Below are 14702 nucleotides of genomic sequence, written 5' to 3'. Positions count from 1 at the left end.
GAATGCGTCATATTGTTGAAACCTTAACCGTAAAAACAGCAGTCTATTCATTCAGTATGATAAATTTCCAATTCCTTTCCACTAATGTCAGTTTCCTAACTAATGGTGTGTCCATATATATAAAAGAATCGGAAAAAAAATCGAGGTGAAATACATGAGTACCAATGTAATAGTGATTGCTGCTCATCCAGACGATGAAATCCTTGGCCCTGGTGGAACAATAAAAAAATTGATTAAAAATGGCAATAAAGTGATTTCCGTGGTTGTTGCAAAGGGGCGTAAGGAAAAAGAGGATTGCATTAAAGAATCAATGTTAGAGGCTAATAAATACTTGGGGGTAGAAGAGGTTGTTTTTTTAGAATATCCGAATCTACTATTAGAAACTCTCCCTTTACATTCTTTAACTAAAGAAATTGAAGCGCTTTTGGCCAAGTATGAACCTTCCATGATTTTTACTCATCATTACGGAGACCTAAACCGGGACCATCAAATATTGTACCAGGCCGTAATTACTTCAGCCAGGCCATTGCCAGGGAAAAAGGCTGCTGAAATACTCTGTTTTGAAACGGTTTCTTCGTCTGAATGGAGTCAACATACGAATGATAAAGAATTTAAACCAAACTATTTTGTGGATATAACGGAAACCATTGATGATAAACTCAAATCTCTTTCTTTTTATCACGTGGAGATGAGGGATTTTCCTCATCCCCGTTCATATCAAGGAGTGAAATCATTAGCACAGGTTCGAGGCATGACGGTTGGAGTAGATTATGCGGAAGCGTTTGAAATCATCAGGAGGGTATGGAAATGACAGACCGTCAATATTCAACACAGCCTCCATTATTTATCCCCTATCCCCATTTAGTATCTGCAATGGATCAATACTATGGACTGACAACAGCTTTAAAAAAAGAAAAAAACAAACCGGATATCCAGAAACCCATTGAATTAAAACAAAAGAAAAACATGAAAATCTTAATCACTACTTTCTGGAACTACCCTTTTGTTGGCGGATTGCAAAACTACATCACTGCACTTAAATCAGGATTGGAAAGCTTAGGCCACATTGTCCATATTGCTGCACCTAACCACTTCGAAAATGGTGACATTGACGGAATGCGTCAAACAATTATGGAGGATGTAAAACAATTTTTTGTTAAAAGGTATGGAAGTTTCAGTGAAAAGATCATCCAAAATGTTTGGCAAATGCGCAGATATGAATGGATGCTAAAGTGCGTGGATATTTCTAGGTATGATATTATTCACGCACAAGATCGGTTTACAGCAAATGTCATGTGCCAGCTTAATGAAGGTTATCAAAAACCGCTGCTGTTCACTCCCCACGGATTTATGACACACACACGGCTAAAGTTTAATCTAATTGAAAAAGGGTCTGTAGAAGAAGCCTACTTTTTGGCCATTGACCAAAAAGCCGTTCAAAGCTCGACCCATATCATTAGTTTATGTGAATATTTTCGACCGTTGCTAAACAGTTTAGGTACTGCGGAAACCAAGTTGACAACTGTTTACACTGGAATTGATTTTGGAATTGGCCCTCAAGGGAAATCAAAGAAAACTAAAGATAAGACAATTATTACCTGTATCTCTCGTCTCCGGCCGCGTAAAGGCCATAAATACCTGTTTGAAGCACTTTCGCTCATTAGAAACAAGCTTGAAAATGTTGAAATATGGATTGTAGGAGAAGGATCAATGAGAGAAGAGCTTGAACGCCAATGTCAGGATTTACAGCTGGAAAATGTGTATTTTCTAGGAAAGAGAAAGGATATTCCAAAAATTTTAAAACGATCAGATATTTTTGTCCTGCCAACTACCAGTGATACACTTCCCATTTCTGTGATAGAGGCGATGTTTGCCCGGAAAGCGATCATTACAACAAACTGTGGCGGAATACCAGAAATTATTCAGGACAATCATTCGGGGCTTATAGCTGAACCGGGTAACTCTCAACAACTAGCTGAAAAATTAACGATCCTTCTGGACGATTCCATACTAAGGAATTCTTTGGCACAAAATGCTAAATGCTTTGCTGAAAAGCATTTAACGATTGCCAGTATGGCTAGAAAGATTGAGGAAGTTTATCAATCTTTTTTGCACAGAGGTGAGATGCAGTGAGGCATGATCTACCAGCCGTAGTTTTAGATTTAAGTGCGACTGGGATCGGGATAGTTCGGAGTTTAGCCGAACAAGGCATAAAAGTATATGCATTTGATACAGAGAGCAAGCAAAAAATTGGAAAAACCAGATATGCAAGCTGCGGTGTATGCCCTAATCCTGTTTCTGAGGAAGAAAAATTAATAGAGCACCTTACAAGGCTAGGGCAAACATTTGAGGAGAAAGCGGTACTCTACGCTGGATCGGATGACTATGTGCGCTTTATATCAAAATACAGAGATCAGTTGTCTTTGAATTATCTTTTTCTTTTACCTGACCATTCATTAATCGAGGCTGTGTTAGATAAAAGATTAACCTACGATTTATCAGTAAAATATAACGTTCCATGTCCTAAAACGTTCATTATTGATGATGAAGATCATCTTGAGCGGATTATTTCTGAAGTAATGTTCCCCTGTATATTAAAACCAGTCATTTCATCCAATTTCCGGAATCGTATCGATCATCATCTGTATAAAAAAGCTATATTAGTTGAAAATCCAATCCAGTTAAGGGAAGAGTACCTCTTTTACAGCGGTTTTGGAGAGCTCATGATTCAAGAGGTGATTCCTGGAGAAGAGGCATCCATTTATTCAGTAAAAACCTTATTTGATGAGGAAATGAATCTAATTGGACTCTGGATGAATCAAAAGCTTCACCAATTCCCTCCAGACTTCGGTTCAACTGCCATGGCATTAAGTATTAGAGATGAGGAAGTAATAAATATGGCAGTGCCATTTTTGCGTAATATCAAGTTAAAAGGCCTGGCAATTACGGAATTTAAGAGGGATGAAAGAGACGGCAAGTTGAAATTTATTGAGATTAACCCCAGGATTGGGTTAACCCAAAGATTGTCAATAGCTTGCGGTGTAAATTTAGCATACTTGAACTATTTGCTGGTAACTGGACAAAATCCTTCCCCAGTGACGATACAGAAAGAAGGCATCAAATGGGTTTACCTGGTCCGCGATTTTCTATCCTTCCGCCAAAACAAAAAAAACGGGAAAATGACAATCACCGAATGGATAAAAAGCCTTTCCGGAGATAAGGTAGAAGCTTTATTCAGCTGGAAGGATCCACTTCCATTTATAAGGAGCTTTGTGTCCCACATTCGATATTTATGGGCGAGAAAATGAGTTTTTTAATAGAAAGGAGGGATTTCTGCTTTGAGCAGTAAAGAAGAAATCGTAAAACAGTGGAATCAATTTGGATGGAAAAAAAAGTTCGAATTTTTCTCAAAAAATGAAGTTGCGCTGCCTGAAGATAAAATAGAATGCCTTAAAAATTCCAGGGAAAAAACAAGTATCTGGAAACTGATCCTTACAGATGGCCTAAACAGTCTTCCAGTAGTCCTCAAAATATATAAACCACCATTTAATGAAAATCATAGCGTGGAAATTAACATGTATCGCAGCGGATATACTGCCATGGCTGAATTTATGGCAAAAATGTATTGGATTGAGGAAAGTGTAAATGATGGCGAAACCTGGTTATTTACAGAATTTGTTCAACCTTTGCGCGGGCAAATCAAGTTTAGGCCCAAACATCTCGATCTTATCATTCCGACTGCTGCAAAATTTCATGCCCGCACATTTGGTGATCGGATAACCAGGTACCAGGATTCTTTTGATTCCTGGCTGCCCCGATATGATTCTGCGCTGGCAAACACAGAAAGAAGCAAACATATTGAAAAAACAAAAGAATATCTAGATCTTGCGATGAAAGATCCAGATTTAAGAGAAATAGTAGAACCTGGATACAACACTTTTCAAAATATCCTGCAAAAGGGCCCAATTTTCTTCCCGGAAATTATGGAAGCAGGCCAATGCCTCATCCACGGTGATCTTCATCTTCATAATCTTTGCTGTCAAAACGGCAGGGATGAAGTAAATTGGAACATTCAAATGATCGACTGGGAGTCTGCTAAGTATGCACCCTGTTCATTTGATATGGTTGTTCTGGTTGAATTGTTAATTGATTTCAGAACAGATTGGCATAAAAAGGAAGAAGAAATAAGAAGTCATTGCATGCTGTTATACGCTCAGGAAATGCAAAAAGAAGGAATAACCTTCCATACAGACACCCTAAAGCTATTAAAAATGGCTTATTTACAGAGAACATTAGAGAAAAGACTCCTAAATCACCTTAGAAAGGTGTTGAATGGAGAACAAAGTGTTCTGCTAAAAAGATACATTGAAAAAATAAACAGCTGGGGAAAGGAATTGGGTATATACTAGCTTAAAAAAAACGGCGGCAAATCCGTTTTTTTATCTAGTTAAAAACTTAAATACTCTAATTGAGTTGCTGCTGAAGTCTAATTACTGATTAATAAAGGAAGTGTATGAATGGAAAGTATAACGGCGATAGCAACCAGGAATAAAGGAAAATTAGAATTGGAAAATCTAGAAAAATATAAACTGCTTGGCAAGGGCGGCGATGGAGCGGTTTTTCAAATTTGTCATAATAAATGTGTAAAAATTTTCTGGATAGAAAAAACTCAAAAACTTGAATTGAAGGCATTAAAGAAAGGACAATCATCCCCAATCATTCCCCGACTCTATGAGTATGGATCCAACTATATTGTCATGGAGTATATCAACGGATACAATCTGAAAAAATACCTCAAAAAAAAGAAACGTTTTTCTGATTCAAAAATAAAACAAATATTATACATGCTTTCTGAATTTAAGAGGATAGGTTTTTTGAGACACGATACAGAGGTACGTCATATTTACTTCAACGAGAAGGGGGAGGTAAAAGTTATCGACCACAAAAGGGCATTTACCACTGATAGAACTTATCCCATGAAGTTAATATCGGGTCTTGAAAAGCTCGGATATGCAGAGGAATTCCTTCAAGGGGTCAAACAGATTTCGCCAACCATTTTTAATGAATGGGCAAAATATTATCAATAACCTTTTAGATGGCGCTAACATGCTGCCATTTTTTCTTTTTCTTCAGGTAAACCATTGAATGAACTGACCCTTAAGATTATAAGTTCCCAATTGTACATGAGGTATTACAGATATAATAAAAACCTAACACGGTTAGGGTTAGATTTTAGATCTCTACGCAAAGAAATATGTAAAAAACCACCAACAGTATGTATTGGTGGAGACGGTGGGAGTCGAACCCACGTCCAAAGATAACGGCACTTAAGCTTCTACGAGTGTAGTCGATACATTGGCGTTTCGCGGCTTCATTTGCCTATCGACAGGCGTTTGAAGCGCTAGCCTGATTGTGCTCTTCCTTCGTCCTCAGGCGGAGGACAGCCGGCGTAGCCCACTAAGAGTGAGACCCTTACCCTACCACATGGGCGATGGAGGGAGGATCAGCTAAAGTGCTATTACGCAGCTAAAGCTAGGTTGTTGTTAGTTTTGCCAGTTATAGGCGTTGGCGTTTTAACGAGGCCGACCCCCTCGACTCGCAACTTAAGCTCGAACTATCCCTGTCGAATCCGTAACGTCCCCATGGAATATCCCGGGGTGAATCTACGGGAAAAGTTAAAGCTGCTGCATTTATTCAATTGTCAGCAACAAAGTTATTATAGCATTTTTGCGGTGTTTTTTCAACCGGACGCACCCTCCAGTTTATGCCTTTTGGCGGTCTCTGAAGGCCCGTTCGATCTCGCGTTTTGCATCTTTTTTCTTCAAATCTTCACGCTTGTCGTAGTTCTTCTTTCCTTTCGCAAGGCCAATCAGAACTTTAGCGAAACCATTTTTCAAATACAGTTTCAACGGTACAATCGAGTAACCCTGCTCCTTCGTTGCACCAAGCAGTCTGCTGATTTCCTTCTTGTGAAGAAGCAGCTTGCGGGTTCGCAAAGGATCATGATTGTAGCGATTGCCCTGGTCATACGGGCTGACATGCATGTTATGAAGAAACATTTCTCCATTTTGTACGCGGGCAAATGAATCCTTTAGATTAATCCGGCCAGCTCGAATGGCTTTGATTTCTGTTCCCTGGAGGACGATTCCTGCCTCAAAGGTTTCTTCTATATGATAATCGTGCCGCGCTTTTTTATTTTGTGCGACAAGTTTTCCTTCTCCTTTTGGCATATGTTCCTGACCTCCCCCAAACAGTGCAAACTTAATTATACTAAATTGGTCAGGAAACGTCAATGTGACTGGACTTCATCACAAAAACGTTTCCCGCAATAGCTATTACCTCTTTTTGTTTTTCTTTTTCTTTTTCGTAATGTTCCCTTTGTAGAACGGCTTTTTCTTGCCTTTAGTAGAGCCGCCTTTATCTCCGCGTTCGTTCTCCGGACGGCGTGTCTTCCGTTTGCGTTCACCGCCTTCGATCACTTTTGGACGGTCTTTGCCCCGTTTTCTTGGTGTGCCTTTCATGCCGACGATTTCAAAATCGATCGCGCGTTCATCCAGGTTAACGTTAATGACGCGAACTGAGATTTCATCACCAATTCTGAACACATTCCCTGTGCGTTCTCCGATCATCGCCATATGCTTTTCATCATAACGGTAATAATCATCCGCCAGATAGCTCACATGGACGAGGCCTTCTATGGTATTCGGAAGCTCTACGAACAAACCAAAGTTTGTCACGGAGCTGATAACTCCATCGTATTCTTCACCGATTTTATCCTGCATGAATTCAGCTTTTTTCAAATCATCCGTCTCACGTTCAGCATCTACGGCACGGCGTTCCATTTCTGACGCATGTTTCGCGATCTTCTCGAGCTGTGCGGTCCACTTCCCTATCGTTGCCGGATCTGTTTTTTTATTAATAAGATAGGTTCGAATTAAGCGATGGACGATCAAGTCGGGATACCGGCGGATCGGCGATGTAAAGTGAGTGTAGAATTCGGTTGCCAATCCATAGTGCCCAAGGCTCTCAGGGAAGTATTTTGCCTGTTTCATGGATCGCAGCATAATTTTGCTGATCACCATTTCTTCCGGCTCGCCTTTTACTTCCTCCAAGAGTTTTTGAAGTGCAAGCGGATGGACTTCGGTAACCGCATCTTTTAAAACATAGCCAAACATAGCGATGAACTCCAGGAACCGCGAAAGCTTCTCTGCATCCGGGTCTTCATGGATCCGGTACATGAACGGCAATTCTGCTTTATGAAAATGCTGAGCAACGGTTTCGTTCGCACAAAGCATGAATTCCTCGATCAAACGCTCTGCCACGGAACGTTCCCGAAGAACAACATCCTGCGGTTCACTGTTTTCGTTCACCAGTACTTTTGCTTCAGCAAAATCAAAGTCGATGGCACCTCTCTTGAACCGGCGCTTCCGAAGAACTTCAGCAAGCTCACCCATCCCTTTGAAAAACGGAATCAGCGGCTCATAGCGTTTTAATACTTCTTCATCTTCTTCCTGAAGAATTTTCCTGACGTTTGTATACGTCATGCGTTCAACGGTGCGGATAACACTAGGGAAAATTTCATGTTTGATGACTTCCCCTTTTGGCGTGATCTCCATCTCACAGGATAACGTTAAGCGGTCCACGCGCGGATTCAAGGAACAGATCCCGTTAGACAATCGATGCGGAATCATCGGGATTACACGGTCCACCAAATAAACGCTTGTTCCGCGTTCAAGGGCTTCTTCATCGATCGGTGAACCTTCCGTAACATAATGGCTGACGTCCGCGATATGAACACCGAGCTTGTAGTTGCCGTTATCCAGTTTGATGACATTAACGGCATCATCCAGGTCTTTCGCGTCTTCTCCGTCAATTGTAACAATGGTTTCCTCTCGAAGGTCACGCCGCCCTTCGATGTCTGCCGGATCGATCGTGTCAGGAACGCTGTTCGCCTGTTCAAGCGCAGCTTCCGGAAATTCACGAGGCAGGCTGTGCTTAAAAATAACCGAAAGAATATCCACTCCAGGGTCATTCTTATGGCCGAGAATATGAATAACTTCTCCTTCAGCGCTGTTCCGTCCTTCCGGATATTTCGTTATTTTGACAACGACCTTGTGTCCCTCAACCGCTCCGTTAACGCCATCCGCAGGGATGAAAATATCGTTTGGAATTCGTTTGTCGTCCGCCACCACAAAGCCAAAACTGCGGCTTTCCTGGAAGGTTCCTACCGTTTCTGTGACCCCGCGTTCAAGAATCCGGATAATCGTACCTTCCGGATGTGATCCTTTTGAATTCGTATTTAATCGAACAAGTACGACATCATTGTTCATCGCGCTGCCCATATCGGATTGGGAAATAAAAACGTCTTTCCCTTCTCCCGTTTCCGGAATAACAAAGGCAAACCCTTTGGCGTGGGCCTGCACCTTTCCACGGACAAGGTTCATTTTATCCGGCAGACCGTATCGGTTTGTTCTCGTTCTGACGACAAGGCCTTCCTCTTCCATTTCATTCAGCGTGCGGACGAGATCTTTAAAATCCTCAGCTTCCTGAAAACCATACGCATCCTCCAGTTCCTGAACGGTGAGCGGTTTATAGGCTTCTTCTTTCATAAACGCTAGCAATTGCTGTTTATCCACAAATTTTCCTCCTTTAAGGCAAAAAGCTTATTCCACGGACCAGTCGAGCTTCTCCAAGAAATTGAAAACATCTTCGTGAAGCTGTTCCTTTTCTTTTCCCAGTGTGATCACATGGGTTGAATGTTCGTACCATTTTAAATCTTTCAGATCGCTTTCTACTTCATTGTAAATAATATTCGCTGATTCTGTATTAATCATTTCATCATGTCTAGCCTGTACCACAAAGGCAGGTGCGTATACCATATCAATGGAATTTCTTACTTCTCCGAGCAGATCCTGCAGCGCCTTCAATGTATTCATCGGCGTGCTTTTGAACGCTTCCATCTCCTGATCGATCTGCTCCTGTGTTTTATTCTCCCTGCTTTTGTATTCGCGAGCGTAGGCAAGTACCCCTTTGTACATCGTTTCCTCACTCTTAATATGCATAGGAGCACACATTGGAATAACACCTTTTACCGGCTGTTCCGTCGCCAGCTTTAACGAGAAAACGCCGCCTAGTGACAATCCGCACACTGCAATTTCTTTGTAGCCGCTTTCTTTTAAATGATTAAATCCTTTCATCACATCGCTCCACCAGTCAGATGGGCCTGTATGTACGAGTTCTTCCGGCGGGACACCATGCCCTTTATATTGCGGCGCGTGGGATGTATAACCCTTTTTCTGCAAATAGCGGCCAAGCATCCTGACATCCGCAGAACTGCCGGTAAATCCATGTAATAATAATACCGCCCGCTTTCCCGCTTCAAACATAAATGGTTTAGGTGCTGCTATTTTCATCATGATGTCTTCTCTCCCTTATTACGATTGTTCCATTAAAAATTGAAAGACTTCCTCAATAAGCTGATCCTGCTCTACATCATGGCAGATCATATGCTTCGATTCTTTCAGATAACAAATCTTTTTCTTCTGTGCAGGTATGGTTTTATATAAGTATTCCGCACTTTTTCTTGGCACAAGGCCGTCACTTTCGCCTTGAACGATTAACGTTGGAGCATGAATCGTTTGAAAGGATGGCTTCAGCGTTTTGACCAGCTTGCGGAACTCAAACGCTGCACGAAGCGGTGTCTCCAAAAACTTTTTACGATAGCGCTGGTAAAGCTCATCGTCTTTTAAATTCCCTTGCATCCCCTTCACAACCATCTCTTTTATATCTTTCACCATTTGTGATGGATTCATATAATAGGCGCTTGCACTCAGCAGGATCAGTTTGTCGCATCCATACTTTGAAGCAAGATATCCCCCGATCATGCCGCCCATGGAAAATCCGAGTATATAAACGGTATCGCTTTCCTTTCTCAATTCCAGAAAAGCGCTTTCTGCTTCATCGATCCAAAGCTTGTGTGTAATGCCTCTCAGCTTGAGCTCCTCCCCGTGCCCCGGATAGGTGGGGACAGACAGGAGCCAGTCGGTATTTTCCCTTAAATAATCCGTAACTGGCTGGACTTCATACGGACTGCCGGTAAATCCATGCAAACATAGACAGCCAATCATGCAATCACCTTTTTTAAGTTAAGTTACCCTTTTATGCCCGTAAAAAATCATACCATACGGCACCTGGAAAAAGCTCGGTATACGCTGGCTGAAAAAGAAGGCTCTTTTCTAAAAGATTGTTGCTTTGGGAACCTTTTTGTAAAAGAGCTTCATTGACAAGTTGATTGGAGTGCAAGGGGCGAGACTCCTCGAAAATGAATTTCACATTTTCTTCGTGCGATATAACGCTGCCGAAGCCTTCCTTGTCCTGCGGGGGAAGCGGGACAGGTGAGACCCACAAGCGCCTGCGCCGAGAAAGTAGGCGCTGGCGCCGGTAAGGCTCACCGCCCGCCCCGCGGAAAGCGAGCATCCTGAAACGGAAATCAACCACTCCTAAGAGCAACAAAGGTTACGAAAACTGCCAAAAATAAAAACAGCAAGTGAAAATTCACCTGCTGTTAAGGTATCATTAAATAAAATAAGCTACGGCAATCGCCAATAGAAAGAACAAAGCAGCTAAGATCACAGTCATTCTGCTTAGCACGGCTTCCATTCCGCGGGCTTTTTGCTTTCCGAATAATTGCTCCGCACCACCCGTAATCGCTCCGGATAATCCTGCCGAACGGCCAGATTGAAGAACGACGACTACGATAAGGGCGATTGAAACGATCACCAATAAAATTGTTGCAGCTGTTTCCATTTGTCACACCTCCACGAACAACATTACACTTATCTTTAATGTACCATACGAGCTGTTCTCTAGGCAATGTGTTCAAGCTATTTTATCCATGATAGCATAAAGAGTTTTTGGGAATAGTTTCAAATAAGAACAGAGGAGGGCTGAGTCCATGTTTGAATTGATAGAAATCGTCTATAAAGATATTCTAGCTTTTCGGGAATTATCTATTGAAGAAGGCAAAGTAAGCATTATTACCGGTGAGAGCGGAAGCGGAAAGACTACCCTTTTAAAAATGCTGAACCACTTGATTTCACCGGATGGAGGAAACGTCCTGTACAAGGGAGAGGATGTGGCAGCCCTGAATCCTGTTCTTCATCGGAGAAATGTCGTCATGCTTCAGCAGATGCCTGCTATTTTTCCGGGAACGGTAAAAGATAACCTGACAGCAGGTCTTTCCTTTTCAGAGAAACCCCTGCCAGCAGATGCTGAACTAGAAGAATCCTTACATACGGTTTACCTAAAAAAACCATTGGAAACTAAAGCCGGAGACCTTTCTGGAGGAGAGAAGCAGCGCCTTGCTCTCGCACGTGTGCTCTTAATGGATGCGGAAGCCTATCTGCTCGATGAGCCTTCTTCTGCTTTGGATGACGAAACAGCGGATGATGTCATCTCTTCCTTTTTGCGTAAATCCAAGGAAAAACAAAAAACGGTCGTCATGGTTACCCACTCCAAACGAATTGCAGAGCATTATGCGGATGTAAATATTCAGCTGGAAAACATCAATCAAAAGAATAGGGGCGTGGAGCATGAAGGATAAGATTATTGATATCTCATTATGGCAGCTTCTTTCCGCTTACCTGTTCATTGTCATTTTAACAGTCATTGTAAAGTGGAGAGGAATAGCGAGGGAAAAAGAAATAGTGATCGGTACGCTGCGGATGACGATCCAGCTTGTGTTAGCCGGTTATGTTCTCACTTATTTGTTCAAGCATCCTCACCCTGCATTAACCGTGCTCATTCTCGTTCTTATGGAAGGTTTTGCGGTCTATAACGTCTTTAAACGAATAAAACACGAACTGTCTCCATCTTTGAAAAAGGTTGTCGCTCTCTCAATGACCATCGGAACTCTCATCAGTCTGTTGTTTTTCAATTATGTGGTCATCCAGTTCTCTCCGTGGTATGAACCCAGATATGTGATACCTATTGCCGGAATGATCATCGGAAATGCGATGACAGGCGTAACGCTTGGAGTCAATCATTTAGTAGAAGGTATGGAGAAACAAAAACATATGGTGGAGGCGGCTCTTATGCTAGGTGCTTCCCCAAAGGCCGCCACTAAAGAACTTGTGGATCGGGCGTTTGATTCCGCTATTCTGCCTACCATCAACTCCATGGTAGGGATGGGAATCGTATTTCTGCCGGGAATGATGACCGGGCAGATTTTGTCCGGCATCTCTCCGATCACCGCGATCGAATACCAGATCGCCATCATGCTTGGCATCGCAGGCTCTGTTGCTTTCAGTGTCATTATCTTCGTCCAGTACGGCTACCGCACGTTTTTTAATGAACGGGCGCAATTGAAATAGGTTATATTTTCGGTGCGCTTGCGCCAATATGGTTCACCGTACGCCCCGCGGAAAGCGAGCAGCCCGAAACGAAAATCAACCACTCTCAGTAAGCAACAAGGATTACGAATGCAGCCGTGGTTTCTTCTGGAGCGCATTCTTGTAGATAATCTATATTGCTAAGTTGATTGGAGTGCAATGTGCGAGACTCCTCGAAAATGAATTTCACATTTTCTTCGTGCGATATAACGCTGCCTAAGCCTTCCTTGTCCTGCGGGACGAGCGTGACAGGTGAAACCCGCAGGCGCAAGCGCCGAGAAAGTAGNCTCCTCGAAAATGAATTTCACATTTTCTTCGTGCGATATAACGCTGCCTAAGCCTTCCTTGTCCTGCGGGACGAGCGTGACAGGTGAAACCCGCAGGCGCAAGCGCCGAGAAAGTAGGCGCTGGCGCCGGTAAGGTTCAGCGCACGCCCCGCGAAAGTAGGCGTTTATGTCGGTAAAAGCGAGCAGCCTGAAACGCAAATCAACCTCTCCTATGTAAGTCTATTTACAATCCGGCTTCTGTAAGCTCGTAGAAATGCCTCCCGCAAAGCTTTTGGATGCTGGCAGAATACTCAGGCTCATAACTGATCAGCGCACATGTTGAAGGGCCTGCTGACTTATCCATCGGCAGGCTGCATGTTAACCTTCTTGAACTGCTTGTTAAGATTTCCAGCTCGTGTGAGATGCCTTTCGAGCCGACCGGAAGAACTTCATAAATACCTTCTGTTTTTAGAAGAGTGCTGAAAAGGGTTAGGGGAAGAACTTCATTTTGGCGGGAAACGACCTCTTCCCCCACTAGCGGTAGACCGATGACTGCATATTTTGCATGTGGAGGAGTACAGTTCAACCGAAGTGCCGCTTGATTTGCTTTGCCGATCATCGTAAAAGAAGAAGCAGACTGCAGCATCTTCATGTTGCTTTCCGTACTTCCCGTAATCTCTACACTTTTTAAATCCAGCTCAGCAAACGTCTTTTCCACACCCCTTACAAGCTCCGTCCATGCTTCTTCCCCATTGAAAGAATGAATGAGAAAGGAAAACGGCACTGCTCCCGCCGCCATCACTTCCATAACACAGACTCGGGCACCGAAAGCCGCTACGATAGAATAAGGAACGTGCACTGTATCCAAAGGAAGGTTTCCAATCGCTCCTGAATTATCGGCTGCCATCACAATGTATTCATCTGAACCCAACTCCAATAACGTTACATCACGATTTGTTTTCATGATTTATCCTTACGTTTGATCGGTCAAAGACAGGCCTCAGCCTTGGAATGAGCAGGTGAGCTGCCACCCCGTTGAGCACTGCTGCCACAACTAATCCAGGGATAAAAGCAAGGACCGCAGCTTTTCCGAGTACCGGCCAAAAACAAAGCGGTGCCGCAATGCCGTTTCCTACAATAAAGACCAGGATGGCTGCCATCTTGAAATTCCGCCGATAGAGGATTCCAAAACAAAAGCTTAGCAGGCCCATCTGAACAGCGATGAGAAGATGAAGGGGCCCCAGCGGAAAACCAGATAGGCCGGCAGACATGAGATGCCCTATACAGCCAACAGCCATTCCTGCTAGAGGAGACATCAGTGCTCCGGCGGCCAGTGCCGGCATGGAATCAAAAGCCACACTCCCGACAATAGCTGGAATCTTAATAAAAGAACCGGCCACAGACAAGGAGAGGAAAGCGATAAATATGGTGAATTTTCTATTCAGCATCAGCTTTGCGTTTTCCTCCGCGGAATACAATGGCACTCCGCTCGTATTCCACATCATTGACACCGGCACGGAAATTGATGACACGGGCGATAGCAAAAAAGTAATCAGATAGTCTGTTCACATACTTTAAAACAACCGGGTTGATCTCATTATCCTGCTTCAATTCAACGATTTCACGTTCTCCGCGCCTTGCCACCGTACGGCATACATGAATAGCAGACGAAGCTTCAGACCCGCCTGGCAGAATAAAACGCTCCAGCTCCGGCGCTTCTTTAATGTACTCGTCGATCCGCTCTTCCAAGAACGTGATCATATCCGCGTGCGCTTTATAAGGATAGTCCTTTTTCACTGAAGACAGATCTCCGCCGCAGTCAAAAAGCTCATGCTGAATCTTTACCAGTTCATTGCGGATGTCATCGAACTTGGCGTCCTGCAGCTTGGTAACCGCCAGGCCGACAAAACTGTTCAATTCATCCAGAGTACCGTAGGCTTTAACCCTGATATGGTTTTTATCGAGCCTTCCTCCAATCACACTTGTCTTCCCTTCATCTCCTGTACGCGTGTATAACTTCATCGTGATCATCTCCTTATTATTTTAA

Annotated in this window: 17 protein-coding genes and 1 other RNA gene; 7 read left to right on the top strand and 11 right to left on the bottom strand. The window is 43.2% G+C overall.

Annotated features, from left to right (window positions below):
* Nucleotides 1-154: 154 nt before the first annotated feature.
* The 5 genes from AR335_RS05200 to AR335_RS05180 all read left to right on the top strand — a co-directional run bounded on the left by AR335_RS05200 (nt 155) and on the right by AR335_RS05180 (nt 5087).
* Nucleotides 155-811 (top strand): PIG-L deacetylase family protein, encoded by a 657-nt coding sequence (locus AR335_RS05200; RefSeq protein WP_062232696.1) that lies wholly within the window; start codon nt 155-157, stop codon nt 809-811.
* Nucleotides 808-2133: a glycosyltransferase family 4 protein gene (locus tag AR335_RS05195; RefSeq protein WP_062232693.1), complete on the top strand. Its 1326-nt coding sequence runs from the start codon at nt 808-810 to the stop codon at nt 2131-2133. The genes AR335_RS05200 and AR335_RS05195 overlap by 4 nt, the downstream gene beginning before the upstream one ends.
* Entirely contained in the window at nt 2130-3308 is a 1179-nt protein-coding gene (locus tag AR335_RS05190) for an ATP-grasp domain-containing protein (protein ID WP_062232689.1), read from the top strand. The genes AR335_RS05195 and AR335_RS05190 overlap by 4 nt, the downstream gene beginning before the upstream one ends.
* Before the next feature lie 30 nt (nt 3309-3338).
* Nucleotides 3339-4409, top strand: a complete 1071-nt coding sequence (locus tag AR335_RS05185; protein ID WP_062232686.1) for a phosphotransferase — start codon at nt 3339-3341, stop codon at nt 4407-4409.
* Nucleotides 4410-4517: 108 nt separating this feature from the next.
* A complete protein-coding gene (locus AR335_RS05180) occupies nt 4518-5087 on the top strand; it encodes a kinase (protein WP_062232683.1) in 570 nt (189 codons plus the stop codon).
* A gap of 194 nt (nt 5088-5281) precedes the next feature.
* Here the strand turns inward: AR335_RS05180 and ssrA are convergent.
* The 7 genes from ssrA to secG form a co-directional block, all read right to left on the bottom strand.
* Nucleotides 5282-5642: a transfer-messenger RNA gene (ssrA, locus tag AR335_RS05175) on the bottom strand.
* Between the two features lie 120 nt (nt 5643-5762).
* Nucleotides 5763-6230 (bottom strand): SsrA-binding protein SmpB, encoded by a 468-nt coding sequence (gene smpB / locus AR335_RS05170; protein ID WP_053357118.1) that lies wholly within the window; start codon nt 6228-6230, stop codon nt 5763-5765.
* Nucleotides 6231-6335: 105 nt separating this feature from the next.
* On the bottom strand, nt 6336-8636 hold the full coding sequence (gene rnr / locus AR335_RS05165; protein WP_082683365.1) for a ribonuclease R: 2301 nt from the start codon (nt 8634-8636) through the stop codon (nt 6336-6338).
* Between the two features lie 27 nt (nt 8637-8663).
* Nucleotides 8664-9416: an alpha/beta hydrolase gene (locus tag AR335_RS05160; RefSeq protein WP_062232680.1), complete on the bottom strand. Its 753-nt coding sequence runs from the start codon at nt 9414-9416 to the stop codon at nt 8664-8666.
* An 18-nt stretch (nt 9417-9434) separates the two neighbouring features.
* Nucleotides 9435-10127: an alpha/beta hydrolase gene (locus AR335_RS05155; protein ID WP_062232677.1), complete on the bottom strand. Its 693-nt coding sequence runs from the start codon at nt 10125-10127 to the stop codon at nt 9435-9437.
* A 31-nt stretch (nt 10128-10158) separates the two neighbouring features.
* Nucleotides 10159-10512: a hypothetical protein gene (locus AR335_RS05150; protein WP_156418859.1), complete on the bottom strand. Its 354-nt coding sequence runs from the start codon at nt 10510-10512 to the stop codon at nt 10159-10161.
* A gap of 63 nt (nt 10513-10575) precedes the next feature.
* Nucleotides 10576-10806 carry a preprotein translocase subunit SecG gene (gene secG, locus AR335_RS05145; protein ID WP_053357115.1) on the bottom strand — a complete coding sequence of 77 codons (231 nt, stop codon included), beginning with the start codon at nt 10804-10806 and terminating at the stop codon, nt 10576-10578.
* A 148-nt stretch (nt 10807-10954) separates the two neighbouring features.
* On the opposite strand from secG, the gene AR335_RS05140 reads away from it, so the two are divergent.
* Nucleotides 10955-11602 (top strand): ABC transporter ATP-binding protein, encoded by a 648-nt coding sequence (locus AR335_RS05140; protein ID WP_062232656.1) that lies wholly within the window; start codon nt 10955-10957, stop codon nt 11600-11602.
* A complete protein-coding gene (locus AR335_RS05135) occupies nt 11592-12371 on the top strand; it encodes an ABC transporter permease (protein WP_062232653.1) in 780 nt (259 codons plus the stop codon). Before AR335_RS05140 ends, AR335_RS05135 begins: the two co-directional genes overlap by 11 nt.
* Nucleotides 12372-12676: 305 nt before the next feature.
* Here AR335_RS05135 and AR335_RS24835 read toward each other — a convergent pair.
* The 4 genes from AR335_RS24835 to AR335_RS05115 all read right to left on the bottom strand — a co-directional run.
* The coding region (locus AR335_RS24835; protein ID WP_234293203.1) for a hypothetical protein at nt 12677-12874 on the bottom strand (198 nt) is incomplete at its 3' end.
* A gap of 25 nt (nt 12875-12899) precedes the next feature.
* Nucleotides 12900-13619 (bottom strand): hypothetical protein, encoded by a 720-nt coding sequence (locus tag AR335_RS05125; protein ID WP_062232647.1) that lies wholly within the window; start codon nt 13617-13619, stop codon nt 12900-12902.
* Nucleotides 13603-14103 carry an ECF transporter S component gene (locus AR335_RS05120; RefSeq protein ID WP_062232644.1) on the bottom strand — a complete coding sequence of 167 codons (501 nt, stop codon included), beginning with the start codon at nt 14101-14103 and terminating at the stop codon, nt 13603-13605. The genes AR335_RS05125 and AR335_RS05120 overlap by 17 nt, the downstream gene beginning before the upstream one ends.
* Entirely contained in the window at nt 14093-14677 is a 585-nt protein-coding gene (locus AR335_RS05115) for a cob(I)yrinic acid a,c-diamide adenosyltransferase (RefSeq protein ID WP_062232641.1), read from the bottom strand. The genes AR335_RS05120 and AR335_RS05115 overlap by 11 nt, the downstream gene beginning before the upstream one ends.
* Nucleotides 14678-14702: the final 25 nt, after the last annotated feature.

Source organism: Fictibacillus sp. FJAT-27399 (assembly GCF_001510655.1).
Lineage (GTDB): Bacteria > Bacillota > Bacilli > Bacillales > Fictibacillaceae > Fictibacillus_C > Fictibacillus_C marinisediminis.
The sequence above is the reverse complement of the archived record's forward strand: the minus strand, read 5'-3'. Positions and strand labels throughout refer to the sequence as shown.

Coding starts and splice junctions, on each gene's coding strand:
- AR335_RS05200 (WP_062232696.1), top strand. CDS start 155: ATGAGTACCAATGTAATAGTGATTGCTGCTCATCCAGACGATGAAATC.
- AR335_RS05195 (WP_062232693.1), top strand. CDS start 808: ATGACAGACCGTCAATATTCAACACAGCCTCCATTATTTATCCCCTAT.
- AR335_RS05180 (WP_062232683.1), top strand. CDS start 4,518: ATGGAAAGTATAACGGCGATAGCAACCAGGAATAAAGGAAAATTAGAA.
- smpB (WP_053357118.1), bottom strand. CDS start 6,230: ATGCCAAAAGGAGAAGGAAAACTTGTCGCACAAAATAAAAAAGCGCGG.
- AR335_RS05160 (WP_062232680.1), bottom strand. CDS start 9,416: ATGATGAAAATAGCAGCACCTAAACCATTTATGTTTGAAGCGGGAAAG.
- AR335_RS05155 (WP_062232677.1), bottom strand. CDS start 10,127: ATGATTGGCTGTCTATGTTTGCATGGATTTACCGGCAGTCCGTATGAA.
- secG (WP_053357115.1), bottom strand. CDS start 10,806: ATGGAAACAGCTGCAACAATTTTATTGGTGATCGTTTCAATCGCCCTT.
- AR335_RS05140 (WP_062232656.1), top strand. CDS start 10,955: ATGTTTGAATTGATAGAAATCGTCTATAAAGATATTCTAGCTTTTCGG.
- AR335_RS05135 (WP_062232653.1), top strand. CDS start 11,592: ATGAAGGATAAGATTATTGATATCTCATTATGGCAGCTTCTTTCCGCT.
- AR335_RS05125 (WP_062232647.1), bottom strand. CDS start 13,619: ATGAAAACAAATCGTGATGTAACGTTATTGGAGTTGGGTTCAGATGAA.
- AR335_RS05120 (WP_062232644.1), bottom strand. CDS start 14,103: ATGCTGAATAGAAAATTCACCATATTTATCGCTTTCCTCTCCTTGTCT.
- AR335_RS05115 (WP_062232641.1), bottom strand. CDS start 14,677: ATGAAGTTATACACGCGTACAGGAGATGAAGGGAAGACAAGTGTGATT.